Consider the following 14,684-nt stretch of genomic DNA (forward strand, 5'->3'; position numbering starts at 1 on the left):
AATTGCGTGAAAACAAAGAGATAGAGCGCTTCGGTGATTCGAAGAAAAACAAGCGCTCTAAGTCATTTGACGGTGGCGCAGGCGGGCGGCTTCGTTATCATCGGGGTTCGATTGGAGTAAGGCACATGAAATCAAGAAACGGACCTTTGCGTGTCGGCATCGGCGGGCCGGTCGGCTCGGGCAAGACGGCGCTGACCGAAAAGCTCTGCAAGGCGATGCGCGACGATTATTCCGTCGCCGTCGTCACCAACGATATCTACACGACCGAGGATGCCGAGGCGCTGGTGCGGATGCAGGCATTGACTTCGGACCGCATCGTCGGCGTCGAGACGGGTGGCTGCCCGCATACCGCCATCCGCGAGGATGCGACGATCAATTTGCAGGCGATCGCTGGCCTCAACCAGCGGATCCCCGATCTCGACGTCGTCTTCATCGAATCCGGCGGCGACAATCTGGCAGCGACCTTTTCGCACGATCTTGCCGATATCACCATCTATGTCATCTCCGTCTGCCAGGGCGAGGAAATCCCGCGCAAGGGAGGCCCCGGTATCACCCGATCGGACCTGCTCGTCATCAACAAGAAGGATTTGGCGCCCTATGTCGGCGCCGATCTCGAGGTCATGGACCGGGATGCAACGCGCATGCGTGCGAGCCGCCCCTTCGTTTTCTCCGACATGAAGCGCGGCGACGGCGTCAGCTCGATCGTCAGCTTCCTCAGGGAGCAGGGCGGGCTCTAAAGCGGGATGATTTTGGCGGACAGACCTGCCGCAGCAGGTTGACGTCGCTGATGGCGATCGCCCGGCCGCGCACCGTGACACCTTTCGTCTTCAGCGTCGAGAAGGCGCGCGAAAGCGCCTCCGGCGCGAGACCGAGCTTGCGGGCGAGCAGATTTTTCGGAAAGGGCAGCCGCAGCGAAGCGGTCGCACCGTTCTCAACGCAATGGGTCAGCAGATAGTGCGCCACGCGCTGCGGCGCCGTCTGCATGCGGTCGCTTGCCAGGCATTCCATCGTCGAGATCAGATGCAGTGACAGGCTGCGCATGATCGCCTTGCCGATCCGCGGTCGTTCCTCGAGCAACAGACGAACCTTGGGAATGTGGAAGCATGCCAGCACGGCATGATCCATCGCCTGTGCGCCGTAACGATAGGTTTCGGCGGTATGGATCAGGCATTCGGCGAAACTGTCGCCGGGTTCGCAGATGCGGATATCGGCCTGCCTGCCGTCGCCGTTATGACGATAGAGCCTGATATAACCGCTGAGCACGCAATAGAAATAGGCCGCCTTGTCGCCCTCCTCGAAGAGAACGTCGTGCGGGTCGCAGAGGAGAACGGTGGCGCAGGCGCGCAGGCCTTCGGCCTCGTCGTGGTCGAGCCCGGCCATGAAGGCGGCCTTGGCAAGTACAGCGGCCTCATGGCCGTTGAGTGTCAGCGTTCTGTTCATCTCCCGGTCTCCTGATATGGCCGGTCTTTTCAATTCCTTATGCTGCCGGACAAAATACGGGAAGGAGACGGCGACGGAATTGATTTTGGTCAACCGTCAGAGATGAATGAAAAAAACGAAACGGGCCGGGAGATCGCTCCCGGCCCGTTCAATTCCTCGGCTTTGCTTATTCCGCCGCGAAGGGCGGTAGTCGCAGCACGTTGGTGTCGTTGCCGTTGGCGGTCTTGCGTTTGCTTTCCGGCTTTTCGATCGCGGTCAGGCGCTCCCCCAGCGAGTCGATGTCGTCGCGGTTCTCCCGGGTGACGCGGGTGAGATCCTCGCGCGATAGCGGCAGCTCCTCGTTGTCCTTCCTGCCGACCAGGCGGCCGAAAGCCCATCCGAGCAGGCGGGACAGATCGTCCATGATCAGGAAGAAGGAGGGCACGACGACGAGCGAGAGCACGGTCGAGACGATGATGCCGCCGATCACCGCGATCGCCATCGGCGCGCGGAACGAGCCACCTTCGCCGACGCCGAGCGCAGAAGGCAGCATGCCCGCCGACATGGCGATCGAGGTCATGATGATCGGACGGGCGCGCTTGCGGCCGGCTTCGACCATGGCCTCGACGCGAGGCATGCCCTGGTGGCGCATCTCGATCGCGAAATCGACGAGCAGGATTGCGTTCTTGGTGACGACACCCATCAGCATCAGGATGCCGATCATGACAGGCATCGACAGCGGATTATTGGTGACGAGCAGGCCGGCTGCGACGCCGCCAATGGCGAGCGGCAGCGAGAACAGGATGGTGAAGGGCTGGATCACGTCCTTGAAGAGCAGGATCAGCACCGTCAGCACCAGCAGCAGGCCCATCAGCATGGCGTTGACGAAGCTCTGCTGCATCTCCGTCTGCACCTTGGTGTCGCCGCTTTCGGCAAGGTGCACCGTGGCCGGGATGTTGGCCCCATTGACGATCTCGCGGAAGCGGGCCGAAGCCGTGTCGAGCGCCACGCCCTGCGGCAGGTCGGAGCCGATCGAGACGACGCGGTTGCGGTTGTTGCGCTTGATCGAGCTTACGCCTTCCGAATAGTCGATATTGGCGACGCTTGCGAGCGGAACGGTGCCGCCGCTGGCCGTCTGGACCTTCAGCGCCCGGATGGCCGCGAGATCGCGGCGCATGTCGAGTGAAGTCTGGACACGGATCGGGATCTGGCGATCGTCGAGCGAGATCTTGGCAAGGGCTGCATCGACATCGCCGATGGTGGCGACGCGGATCGTCTCGGAGATCTGCTGCGGCGTGATGCCGAGGCGGGCAGCCTCATCCTTGCGCGGATGAACCTGCAGTTCGGGACGGGGCAGGGCGCCGTCGGCGCTGACATTGGCAAGCAGCGGATCGGCGCGGAGCTTGGATTCCAGAATGCCGACGGCGTCGTTCAGGTCCTTCTCGTTCTTGGAGAGGAAGTTGAAGGAGAGGTCGCGTTCGCCGCGGTCGTTAAGCTTCAGGATATGGACGTCGGGAATGTCGCGCAGCTTGGCGAAGACTTCCTTTTCGATATTCCATTGCGGACGTTCGCGCCCGTGGACTTCCACCTTCGGCAGCATCGGGCCAACGACCGGGATATGGCCGAGCACGTCGTTGACCATCTTCTTGATCAGCGATTGGTCGAGCTTGTCGAGGGCGAGCGTGATGGTCGCGCGGCGCAGTTCGAGTTCGCCCTTCGGTGATGCGCCGCCGAGAACGAAGACGCTATCGACACCGTTGATGTCCTTGACCCTGTCATAGATCGCATCCGTCGTCTGCTCGGTGTCGTCAAGCCGTGCATTGGGCGGCAGTTCGACGGAGAGAACGATGCGTGAAGCGTCTTCCGGCGGCAGGAAGCTGCCGGGAACCTGCATCAGCAACATAACAGAGCCGACCAGGAAGCCGAACGCGACAATCAGCGTCGCATAACGCGTGTACCAGCGTCCGGTCGTGCCACGTATGAGACGGGTATAGCCCTTCATCAGCAGGCCGTCATTGTCGTGATGGTCTTCCATCGCGTCTTCGGGGCGCATCAGATAGGCGGCCATCATCGGTGTGATGAGGCGCGCCACCATCAGCGAGAAGAAGACGGAGAAGGCGACGGTCAAGCCGAACTGGATGAAGTATTGGCCCGGAATGCCCGGCATGAAGGAAACCGGCACGAAGACGGCGATGATCGTGAAGGTAGTGGCGATGACGGCGAGGCCGATTTCATCAGCCGCCTCGATCGCCGCTCGATAGGGGGTCTTGCCCATCTTGATGTGGCGGGCGATGTTTTCGATTTCGACGATCGCATCGTCGACGAGGATGCCCGTCGCGAGCGTCAAAGCGAGGAAGCTGACGAGGTTCAGCGAGAAGCCCATCAAGTCCATGATCCAGAAGGTCGGGATCGCGGACAGCGGAAGGGCGATCGCGGAAATCAGCGTCGCGCGCCAGTTCCTCAGGAACAGGAAGACGACGATGACGGCGAGCAGCGCGCCTTCGAGCAGCGTATGAATGGCGGCTTCGTAGTTGCCGTAGGTGAAATAAACCGAATCGTCGATCAGTTCGATCTTCACATTCGGGTTTTCGGTCCGAACCTTGTCGAGGTTCTGCGCCACGGTTTCGGCGACACTGACCTCGCTGGCGCCCTTGGAGCGGAAGACGCCAAAGGTAACGACTGGGGTATCGTTGAAGCGCGAGAAGGATTTCGGCTCCTCATAGGTGTCCTTGATGACGCCGAGATCGGATAGTTTGACGAAGCGGCCGTTCGGCAGGCCGATCGTCGTGTTGGCGAGGTCGGCGACGTTGCGGGCGTCACCGAGAACACGGATCGCCTGTTCGCTGCCGGCCACCTGGCCGCGGCCGGAGCCGAGGTCGATGTTGGTGCCGCGCAGCTGCTCGTTCACGCTTGCGGCGGTGATGCCATAGGCGTTGAGCTTGTCGGGCGTGAGTTCGATGCGCACTTCGCGCTCGGCGCCGCCGTAGCGGTCGACGCGGCCGATGCCGGCTTGGCCCTGCAGCGAACGCTTGATCGTGTCGTCAACGAACCAGGAAAGTTCCTCCAGCGACATGGCGGGCGAGGAAACGGCGAAGGTCTGGATCGCCTGGCCTTCGACATCGACCTTGGAGACAATAGGTTCTTCGACGTTTGCCGGCAGATCGCTGCGGATGCGGTCGATCGCGTCCTTGGTGTCCTGCACGGCCTGTTCGGTCGGCACTTCCATGCGGAACATGACGTTGGTCTGCGAACTGCCATCGGTCACGGTCGACTGGATTTCGTCGATGCCGGTGATCGAGGCGACTGCGTCTTCGATCTCCTTCGTCACCTGCATTTCGAGTTCGGCAGGCGAAGCGCCGCTCTGCGTCACGCTGATCGAAACCAGCGGTACGTCGATGTTGGGAAAACGGGTGATCGGCAGCGAGTTGAAGGACTGCATGCCGATGAACACCAGCAGGCAGAAGGCCAGCAGCGGTGCGATGGGGTTTCGAATGGACCAGGCTGAAAAATTCATCGGATGGTCCCTTTAGTTGGAAGCCGGGAGCTGTTCACGCACCGGAGTGATGCGGTCACCGTCGCGGACATAGGCGCCCGCCTTGGCCACGACCTCGTCGCCGGTCTTCAATCCATTGACGATCTCGACATAGGCACCGTCCTGGATGCCGGTCTCGACCTTGGCGTATTTCACCACGCCATCCTCGACCCTGCGAGCAGAGGAGCCCTCGTTGCTGGTCAGCACGGCGGTCAGGGGAAGCGCTACGCCTTCAGTCTCGCGCACGATGATCTCGGCGCTGCCATACATGCCGGAACGCGCCTTGCTGTCATCGTCGATGGAGATATGGACGAGGCCAAGGCGGGTGACCGGATCGACGGTGGGCGAAACCAGGCGTACGGCACCGGAGAGCTTGTCACGGCTGCCGGAAAGCGAAATCGTTGCCTTTTGGCCGGCCATGATCCTGACGACATCGCTTTCGGCGACCTCGGCGACAAGCTCGATATCGCCGTCGCGGATGATGGTGAACAGCGGATCGCCGTTGCCGGCGGCAATGGCGCCGACCTTGGCGTTCTTCGCTGAGATCGTGCCCGAGACCGGCGTCTTTACATCGGTGCGTGCCAGTTTCAGATCGGCATCGGCGATCTGGCTGTCGAAGACCTTGAGATCGGCTACGGAAACTTCGATCGCCTGTTCGGCGGAAGATACGCGGGCATTGGCTGCGGCGGCCGTCGCATCGGCCTGTTCGACCTGTGCGGTGGAGACCGTACCCTTCTTGCCCATTTCCTGGGCGCGGGCCTGCTGCTGCCTTGCCTGTTCGGCGTTGGCCTGCGCCTCGATGAGCTGAGCGCGCAACTGGGCAAGGCTTGCCTCACCCTTGGCTCTCGTCGCCAGCATCTGGCTCTTCTCCAGGATCAGCGCGTCCTCGTTCAGCGTGGCGAGCGTGCTTTCCGCCTGCACCTTGTCGCCGACATCGGCTTTCAGCGTGCGGATGGAGAGGCCTTCGACCTGCGGTTGGATATAGACTTCTTCGACGGGTTTGAGCGTACCCGTGCCGATTACGCGGTCGACGAGGGTTCGGTTCGTCGCCTGGGTGACAACGATCGCCGGCAGGTTCTGCTGCGGTTTTGCGACCGGCGTCTCCTGCGAAAAAGCGGCGGATGCGGCGAGAGCCGCCGCAAAAAGGGTGGAGGCGCCTAGTATTCCAATCGGCTTGCGTGCCATGCGTCTTCGTCCAATCTTATGATAAGGTTGGCCGAACTCGAGCGTCTGCCACTCAGCGCGCGATCAGGCCACTGCCCTTCCTGCATTCTCAGAGGTATCCGCCGATCCTTTGCCGTCTTCATCCCTCGCCGGCAAATTCGGCTTGTAGGTGGTATCGATTTGCTCGATCTACAAGTCCGGCAGAAAACAATTCCCCATTAGGCGATATTAATTACCATTCCGACGTCAATCAATCACCGCAAGGTTATGTCAACATTACGAAGATTGATCACGCTCATCCCTAAGACGTTTGACGCCCGATAAATGCGACAGTTGCAAGGCATTTTTTTTCGGTTGCTGGATGCAGATGATTTAAGGCCGACTGATCGGAAATCTGAATCAGCGTCTAAATCAAATAGATAGAGAATGTCGTCCGAATACCGCGGACACTTTTTGGCATCATGCTCTAGAAAAAGACGAAACGCGCGGGAAATCTCCCGCGCGTTTCGCTTAGCATCTTGCCGAAACTACTTGGAAGCGGCGTCGGTAATGTCGTGCGTCCAGGCGCCCGACGGCTCCTTGCTGATGATCTTCTGGTCGAGCAGCGCCTTTGCCGTGCGGGCATAGAGCGCCTCGTCCAGCTTGCCGGAGCTGTCGCCGACCAGCTTGGCGACTTCACCCATCATGCGCTTCTGATGGTTGTCGTCCTGGCCGCCATTGTCCATGACGATCTCGGCGGCTTCGTCGGGATTCTCGGTGGCATATTTCCAGCCCTTCATCGATGCGCGGACGAACTTGACCATCTTCTCCTTGAAGGCCGGGTCTTTCAGCTTGTCTTCCATCGCATAGAGGCCGTCTTCAAGAAGGTCGTTGCCCATTTCCGTGTAGTTGAAGACCGTCAGTTCTTCCGGCTTGAAGCCGGCATCGATCGCCTGCCAGTATTCGTTATAGGTCATGACGGAAATGCAGTCGGCCTGCTTCTGGACGAGCGGCTGCACGTCGAAGCTCTGCTTCAGCACGGTGACGCCGTTCGGACCGCCTTCGGTCGACAAGCCGAGCTTGTTCATCCAGGCGAAGAAGGGATACTCGTTGCCGAAGAACCAGACGCCGAGTGTGTGGCCCTTGAAGTCGGCTTCGGTCTTGATCGGGCCGTCCTTGCGGCAGACCATTTCCAGGCCCGCCTTCTGGTAGGGCTGGGCGATGTTGACCAGCGGAACGCCCTTTTCGCGGGCAACCAGGGCGCCGCCCATCCAGTCAACGATGACATCGGCGCCGCCGCCGGCGATCACCTGCTCGGGGGCGATATCAGGGCCGCCCGGCTTGATCTCGACGTCGAGGCCTTCTTCCTTGTAGAAGCCCTTGTCCTTGGCGACGTAATAACCGCCGAACTGGCTCTGCGTGACCCATTTCAGCTGCAGCACCACCTTGTCGGCGGCCATCGCATGGGCCGATGCAAGCGACATCGCGCTCGCCATCATTGCAACCATCAACTTTCTCATTTTCTTATCCTTACCCTCTGAAGTTATGCCCGGACCCCGTTTCTGGAGCCCGCGCGCGCCTAGCCACCACGGATAGACGGATGCCAGAACGTCACCGCCCGTTCGGTCAGGGCGATGATGCCATAGAAGATCGAGCCGGCCAGCGCCGCGACGGCGATTTCCGCCCAGACCATGTCGACATTCATGCGGCCGATCTCGGTGGAGATACGGAAGCCCATGCCGACGATCGGCGTCCCGAAGAATTCCGCAACGATGGCACCAATCAGCGCCAGCGTCGAGTTGATCTTCAGTGCGTTGAAAATGAAGGGCATTGCCGCCGGGAGCCTGAGTTTCAGCAGCGTCTGCCAATAGCCGGAGGCATAGGTGCGCATCAGGTCGCGCTCCATGCTGCCGGAGGCGGCAAGGCCGGCGACGGTATTCACCAGCATCGGGAAGAAGGTCATGATGATGACGACGGCGGCCTTCGACGGCCAGTCGAAGCCGAACCACATGACCATGACAGGGGCGACGCCGATGATCGGCAAGGCCGAGACCATGTTGCCGATCGGCAGAAGGCCGCGGCGCAGGAAGGCGATGCGGTCGGCGAGCACCGCGACGACGAAGCCACTGAGGCAGCCGACGATATAACCGATCAGCACAGCCTTGAAGATCGTCTGCCTGACGTCCGCGCCGAGGATGGGCAGCGACGCCATGAACCGCGCGCCGATGGCGCTCGGCGGCGGCAGCAGGATGAAGGGGACGCCAGCGCCGCGCGTCACGCCTTCCCAGAGAATGAGGATCCAGGCGCCGAAGATCGCCGGGATCAGGAGCTGGAGTACCGACTTGCCGAAAGTCGTGACGGGCTGCAGTTTCGACAGTTCGCTGACGCATCGCCAGGCAAGCAGCCAGCAGGCAAAGAGCAGCAGGAAGAAAGCCCGCGTCGCCGTGCCCTCGTTGCCGGAAAGAGCCGAAAGCAGCATCCAGGCGGCGCCATGCGCGCCGATAAACAGCACGGTGGCCCGATAGGCCGGCGGCTGCGGTGCGAATGACAGCAGGGAAGCCGCGATGACGATGGTGAAAATGAGGCTTGCCGTGCCGTCGGTGAGGGCGCGCGCCGCGCTCTCGGCCAGGAGCGGCAGGGCCGTCAGCGCCCCGACGCAGAGGAGGAGGGCGACCACGCCTTGCCAGGAGAAGGTCAGATGTCTCATGCCGGCCTCCCGCCCATGGCGCGGTCGACGATCTTCGCCGCAACGCCGACAATCGCAACCAGGATGCCCGCCAGCAGCGATCCGGCGACGAGGGCGGCCCAGATATCGATAGTCTGGCTGTAATAGGAGCCGGCGAGCAGCTTCGAGCCGATGCCGGCGACGGCACCCGTCGGCAACTCGCCGACGATGGCGCCGACGAGGCTAGCGGCGATCGCGACCTTCATCGAGGTGAAGAGGAAAGGGATCGAGGCTGGAACGCGCAGCTTCCAGAAAGTCTGCATCGGGCTGGCATAATAGGTGCGCATCAGGTCGAGATGCATGATCTCAGGCGAACGCAACCCCTTCACCATGCCGACGGCGACCGGAAAAAAGGAGAGGTAGGTGGAGATCAGCGCCTTCGAGACGAGACGGGAAGCGTCGGAATCGAGGTTCAACAGATGCGCAACGGCATTGTCGCCGGTCAGCACGTTATAGGAGATGATGACGATCATCGGTGCGATGGCGAGGATTGGTATGGTCTGGCTCGCCACCAGCCAGGGCATCAGCGAGCGGTCCATGGCGCGGTTGTGGACGATCAGCACGGCGAGAAGGATGCCGAGCAGCATGCCGAAGCCGAAGCCGAGCAGGGTGGAGGAGAGCGTTACCCAGCTGTGATAGACGAGGCTGCGGTTGCTCGAAAGGCTGCGCAGAAAGGTGTTCTCGTAGACGTTCTGCGCCACCTGATGCGGCGCCGGCAGGATCGGCTTCGGCTGCGCCAGCGTCTTGCCGATGAATTCGAGGGTCGTAGGTGTGGCGCCGGCGCGGCCGTCCATGTCGCGCTGGAACGGCGCGTTCATCAGGATGGCGGCGACATACCAGATGACGACGAGGGCCAGCAGGATTGTGGTGACGGGGACGATCTTGTCCTTGAATGTGTCGGGTTTCACAGCGACTGCCCCCATTTGTTGGCGTCGAACGCGCAGCCACCCCCCTCTGCCCTGCCGGGCATCTCCCCCACAAGGGGGGAGATCGGCAGGAGGATAGCGCGTCGGTCCCCGTTGGCTCTATAGCGAACGGAACGGCGATCCTTGTTTGGGGAAGCCGGTGCAGCATATCGATCTCCCCCCTTGTGGGGGAGATGCCCGGCAGGGCAGAGGGGGGTGACCCCAGGGCGCACGCTCCCGCTCCTCATGCGTGCCGCGTCCTCAGCCCTTCGCGGACGCGATGGGCGATTTCCAGGAACTCGGGGGTTTCGCGGATGTCGAGCGGGCGTTCGGCCGGCAGGGTCGAGTCGATCACATCGGTCACGCGGCCCGGGCGGGGAGACATCACCACGATCTTGGTCGAGAGGTAGACTGCCTCGGGGATGGAATGGGTGACGAAGCAGATCGTCTTGTTGGTGCGGGTCCAGAGTTTCAGCAGCTCTTCGTTCAGATGGTCGCGGACGATCTCGTCCAGGGCGCCGAAGGGCTCATCCATCAGCAGCAGGTCGGCGTCGAAGGCGAGCGCACGGGCGATCGAGGCGCGCTGCTGCATGCCGCCGGAAAGCTGCCAGGGGAATTTCTTCTCGAAGCCCGAAAGACTGACCAGATCGAGCGCTTCGGCGATGCGCCGCGTCCGCTCGGCGCCGGAATAGCCCATGATCTCCAAGGGCAGGGCGATGTTGTTTTCGATGGTGCGCCAGGGATAGAGCGCCGGCGCCTGGAAGACATAGCCGTAGGCGCGGGCCTTGCGAGCCTCTTCCGGTGTCATGCCGTTGATCGAGATCTCGCCAGACGTGCTCTTCTCGAGATCGGCGATGACACGCAGGAAAGTGGTCTTGCCGCAGCCCGACGGGCCAATGAAAGAGACGAAATCGCCCTTGCGGACATCGAGATTGACATTGCTCAGTGCACTCACCGGGCCGTCATTCGCCTGGTAGGTGAGACAGAGATCCTTGGCGGATACGACGGAAGGTGCTTGCATCAATGCGACCAGTCTTGTTTTCGCCGCGGGAGCGCGGTTTGCGTGCTATCATTACCGCCGGTTTTATCGACGATACACTCCATGGAGGATGAGGATGGACGTGACATCAAAGCCCACCTGCCACATCGTTCGCCCCAATCATGCCTATGACGGCAAGCAGGGGCTCAGCTATTTCCAAGGGGTCGCGGCCGAGACGGTTGGCGCCAAGGGCATCTGCATGCACCTCCTGACGATCCCGCCGGGCGTACGGGCCAAGGCGCATCTGCACGAGGCGCACGAGACGGCGATCTACATGCTCTCCGGCGAAGCCCATACCTGGTACGGAGACCGGCTCGAGCATCACGTCATCGTCCATGCCGGTGAACTTTTCTATATCCCGGCCGGCGTGCCGCACCTGCCGGCGAACCTTAGCAGCACGCCGTGCACGGCGATCATCGCCCGCACCGATCCGAACGAGCAGGAAAGCGTCGTGCTTCTGCCGGAGTTGGACGCTTTGGTGCCGGCGTGAGGTCATTGGCATAGAGGCAGCGGTCCCCGGTTGATGGCCGTATCGTCATGCGCCATCGTCATACGCCGCTTGCCGGAATGCCGCTCCGCGTCACCTTGCGCGGCGCAGTGATGTCCTTCCACTGGGAAAGCGCCTTGCTGACAGCCGTGACCGGCTCGCGCCTGACAAATTCGCCGTGGCCCTCGCGGGTCTTGATGGTGTTTTCCTCGATCGCGACAACGCCGCGCGTCAGCGTATAGCGCGGCAGGCCGGTCACTTCCTTGCCTTCGAAGACGTTGTAGTCGATCGCCGATTGCTGGGCCTTGGACGAGATGGTCTTGGAACGTTGCGGGTCCCAGACGACGATGTCGGCGTCGGCGCCAACAAGGATCGCGCCTTTCTTCGGATAGATGTTGAGGATCTTGGCGATGTTGGCCGAGGTGACGGCGACGAATTCGTTCATCGTCAGCCGCCCGGTGTTGACGCCATGGGTCCAAAGCATCGGCATGCGGTCTTCGAGGCCGCCGGTGCCGTTCGGGATCTTGGTGAAATCGCTGAGCCCGAAGCGCTTCTGCGCCGTGGTGAAGGCGCAATGGTCGGTGGCGACGACCTGCAGCGAGCCGGAGGCAAGCCCCGCCCAGAGTGAGTCCTGATGCTGCTTGTTGCGGAAGGGCGGCGACATCACCCGGCGGGCGGCATGATCCCAGTCGGGGTTGGAATATTCGCTCTCGTCGAGCGTCAGGTGCTGGATCAGCGGTTCGCCGTAGACGCGCATGCCTTTGGCGCGGGCGCGGCGGATCGCCTCGTGTGCCTGTTCGCAGGAGGTGTGGACGATATAGACCGGGCAGCCGGCCATGTCGGCGATCATGATGGCGCGGTTAGTCGCTTCGCCTTCCACCTCGGCCGGGCGGGAATAAGCATGCGCCTCGGGGCCATTATTGCCCTCGGCGAGCAACTTTGCCGACATCGAGGCGACGACATCGCCGTTTTCGGCGTGCACCAGCGGCAGGGCGCCGAGTTCGGCGCAGCGCTGGAACGAGGCGAACATCTCGTCATCGTCGACCATCAGCGCGCCCTTATAGGCCATGAAGTGCTTGAAGGTGTTGATGCCCTTGTCGCGGACGATGGCCTCCATCTCCTTGAAGACCTGCTCGCTCCACCAGGTGACTGCCATATGAAAGGAATAATCGCAGTTGGCGCGGGTCGATTTGTTGTCCCACATGGTCAGCGCCTCGAGCAGCGACTGGCCGGGGGCGGGCAGGGCGAAATCGACTACCATCGTCGTGCCGCCGGAAAGGGCGGCGCGCGTGCCGCTCTCGAAATCGTCGGAGGAATAGGTGCCCATGAAGGGCATTTCGAGGTGGGTGTGCGGATCGATGCCGCCGGGCATGACATAACAGCCGGTCGCATCCAGCGTCTCGTCGCCCGAGAGGTTCGGACCAATCTCGACGATCTTGCCGCCGTCGATTTTCACGTCAGCCTTATAGGTCAGGTCGGCGGTGACGATGGTGCCGTTCTTGATGACTGTGGTCATGGCTGCTGTTCCTTTTCCCTGCGATCTTATTGTCTTACCGCTCCACTGCCATCGTGGGCGTGCCGTTTCTAAAGAGCGCCGCACCCTTGGCGATAAGGCTGTAGACAGCCTCCTCACTCAACTCATTCGGCTTGTCGTGCTTCTCTTCGTAATACCAGTCGGGCTGCTCAAGGACGTCAATGCCACCCACCGACAAGGACCAAATGCCATCGCATTCGCGAAAGTAAAAATCCTTGCCGTCGATCAGCCCGGTTGACTGTACGGGTTGGCTGTCCTTGGGACGTTTGATCAGTATGCCAGGCATGGAAGGGCCAAGTTCGATGCGAACGACACCGGGCCCAGGCCCATAGATATAGTAGGTTTGGTGGAGCGCATCTGGGTCGCGGTCATCTGACTTGGCCAGCTGAACACCAGAAGGTTTATATCGCCAAAAGCTCGATATTTGCGGAAGCTTGATCCGCTCGCCTGCCGTGTTGATGCCAATGTAGAAGATCTGCACGCCAGGGACGTCGTCCCACGGACCTTCGTTCACTGGCGTCACATTGCGGGTGGCCCACGCGAGGTCGTCGGCAGTTGGCTGAGTTTCGAACTTAAAGATATCAGGATAATCGAGATAAGTCGCTGGCAAGTCGGCCGCCATCACACGACAATCTCCGCCGTCTCGACCACCGCATGGAACAGCACATCGGCTCCCGCCATCGCCCATTCCTTGGAAATCTCTTCCGCCTCGTTATGCGAGAGCCCGCCGACGCAGGGGCACATGACCATCGTTGCCGGTGCGACCTTGGCGGCCCAGCAGGCGTCGTGGCCGGCGCCGGAGATGATGTTCATGTGGCTGTAGCCGAGCCGCTCGGCGGCGTCGCGCACCGAGGTGACCAGTTTCGGATCGAAGGTGATCGGCTCGAAGTGGCCGATCGCCTCGATGGAACAGCCGACGCCGAGTGCATCGGTGATCTCAGGCGCTTTCGCCTCGATCTTTGCCCGCATGCGGTCGAGCTTCTCCTTGTCGGGCGAGCGGATGTCGACGGTGAAGACCACCTTGCCCGGCAGGACGTTGCGGGAATTTGGCGAGAAAAACACCTGGCCGACGCCGCCGACGGCGCCCGGCTGTTCGCCCATCGCCACGCCCTGGACCATCTCCAGGATGCGGGCCATGGCGAGGCCGGCATTGACGCGCAGGTTCATCGGCGTCGAACCGGTATGGGCTTCCTTGCCGGTTAGCGTGAATTCCAGCCACCAGAGACCCTGGCAATGGGTGACGACGCCGATCTGCTTTTCCTCGGCTTCGAGGATCGGTCCCTGCTCGATGTGATATTCGAAATAGGCGTGCATCTTGCGGGCGCCGACTTCTTCGTCGCCGACCCAGCCGATGCGCTTCAGTTCGTCGCCGAACAGATTGCCCTCGGGGTCCCTGCGGTTATAGGCAAAGTCCAGGCTGTGCACGCCGGCGAAGACGCCTGACGCCAGCATGGCAGGAGCAAAACGCGCCCCTTCTTCGTTGGTCCAGTTGGTCACGACGATCGGATGTTTGGTCTTGATGCCGAGATCGTTCATCGTGCGCACGACTTCGAGAGCCGCAAGCACGCCGAGCACACCGTCATATTTACCGCCGGTCGGCTGGGTGTCGAGATGCGAGCCGACATAGACGGGCAGAGCATCGGGATCGGCGCCGGGGCGGGTGGCGAACATCGTGCCCATGCGGTCGACACCCATGGTCAAACCGGCATCGTCGCACCATTTTTTGAAAAGGCTGCGGCCCTGCGCATCGGCGTCCGTCAGCGTCTGGCGGTTGTTGCCGCCGGCTATGCCGGGGCCGATCTTCGCCATCTCCATGAGACTGTCCCAGAGGCGGTCGCCATTGACGCGCATGTTCTCGCCTGGTGCTGCCACCATTTCGTATGCCCTCACCTGTTTGCGG

12 protein-coding genes are annotated in these 14,684 nt (G+C 61.7%); 2 read left to right on the forward strand and 10 right to left on the reverse strand.

The window, feature by feature from the left end; translation table 11 throughout:
* The first annotated feature begins 125 nt into the window (after positions 1-125).
* Positions 126-737, forward strand: a complete 612-nt coding sequence (ureG, locus tag GR198_RS00695; protein WP_164066972.1) for an urease accessory protein UreG — start codon at positions 126-128, stop codon at positions 735-737.
* Here the strand turns inward: ureG and GR198_RS00700 are convergent.
* The 7 genes from GR198_RS00700 to GR198_RS00730 all read right to left on the reverse strand — a co-directional run bounded on the left by GR198_RS00700 (position 715) and on the right by GR198_RS00730 (position 10,745).
* Positions 715-1,440 carry a Crp/Fnr family transcriptional regulator gene (locus tag GR198_RS00700; protein ID WP_164066973.1) on the reverse strand — a complete coding sequence of 242 codons (726 nt, stop codon included), beginning with the start codon at positions 1,438-1,440 and terminating at the stop codon, positions 715-717. The genes ureG and GR198_RS00700 overlap by 23 nt on opposite strands.
* Positions 1,441-1,606: 166 nt before the next feature.
* Positions 1,607-4,933 (reverse strand): efflux RND transporter permease subunit, encoded by a 3,327-nt coding sequence (locus GR198_RS00705; protein WP_164066974.1) that lies wholly within the window; start codon positions 4,931-4,933, stop codon positions 1,607-1,609.
* A gap of 12 nt (positions 4,934-4,945) precedes the next feature.
* Positions 4,946-6,136: an efflux RND transporter periplasmic adaptor subunit gene (locus GR198_RS00710; protein ID WP_164066975.1), complete on the reverse strand. Its 1,191-nt coding sequence runs from the start codon at positions 6,134-6,136 to the stop codon at positions 4,946-4,948.
* Between the two features lie 506 nt (positions 6,137-6,642).
* The gene (locus tag GR198_RS00715; RefSeq protein WP_003542286.1) at positions 6,643-7,614 is read right to left on the reverse strand and encodes an ABC transporter substrate-binding protein; all 972 of its coding nucleotides are present in this window, start codon (positions 7,612-7,614) and stop codon (positions 6,643-6,645) included.
* A 59-nt stretch (positions 7,615-7,673) separates the two neighbouring features.
* Positions 7,674-8,801: an ABC transporter permease gene (locus GR198_RS00720; protein WP_164066977.1), complete on the reverse strand. Its 1,128-nt coding sequence runs from the start codon at positions 8,799-8,801 to the stop codon at positions 7,674-7,676.
* Positions 8,798-9,727 (reverse strand): ABC transporter permease, encoded by a 930-nt coding sequence (locus GR198_RS00725; protein ID WP_130684414.1) that lies wholly within the window; start codon positions 9,725-9,727, stop codon positions 8,798-8,800. Before GR198_RS00725 ends, GR198_RS00720 begins: the two co-directional genes overlap by 4 nt.
* 241 nt (positions 9,728-9,968) lie before the next feature.
* Positions 9,969-10,745 (reverse strand): ABC transporter ATP-binding protein, encoded by a 777-nt coding sequence (locus GR198_RS00730; RefSeq protein ID WP_164066979.1) that lies wholly within the window; start codon positions 10,743-10,745, stop codon positions 9,969-9,971.
* A gap of 94 nt (positions 10,746-10,839) precedes the next feature.
* Between GR198_RS00730 and GR198_RS00735 the strand changes: the two genes are divergently transcribed.
* Entirely contained in the window at positions 10,840-11,253 is a 414-nt protein-coding gene (locus GR198_RS00735; protein WP_003542280.1) for a cupin domain-containing protein, read from the forward strand.
* Positions 11,254-11,311: 58 nt separating this feature from the next.
* Here GR198_RS00735 and hydA read toward each other — a convergent pair whose 3' ends face one another.
* Genes hydA through GR198_RS00750 form a run of 3 tightly spaced genes read right to left on the reverse strand, consistent with a single transcriptional unit; the run spans position 11,312 to position 14,659 of the window.
* Entirely contained in the window at positions 11,312-12,766 is a 1,455-nt protein-coding gene (hydA, locus tag GR198_RS00740) for a dihydropyrimidinase (protein ID WP_164066981.1), read from the reverse strand.
* Positions 12,767-12,800: 34 nt separating this feature from the next.
* Positions 12,801-13,406: a hypothetical protein gene (locus GR198_RS00745; protein ID WP_164066983.1), complete on the reverse strand. Its 606-nt coding sequence runs from the start codon at positions 13,404-13,406 to the stop codon at positions 12,801-12,803.
* Positions 13,406-14,659 (reverse strand): Zn-dependent hydrolase, encoded by a 1,254-nt coding sequence (locus GR198_RS00750; RefSeq protein WP_029872412.1) that lies wholly within the window; start codon positions 14,657-14,659, stop codon positions 13,406-13,408. The genes GR198_RS00745 and GR198_RS00750 overlap by 1 nt, the downstream gene beginning before the upstream one ends.
* Positions 14,660-14,684 lie beyond the last annotated feature (25 nt).

The organism is Rhizobium leguminosarum, from assembly GCF_010668065.1.
Classification (GTDB): Bacteria; Pseudomonadota; Alphaproteobacteria; order Rhizobiales; family Rhizobiaceae; genus Rhizobium; species Rhizobium leguminosarum_S.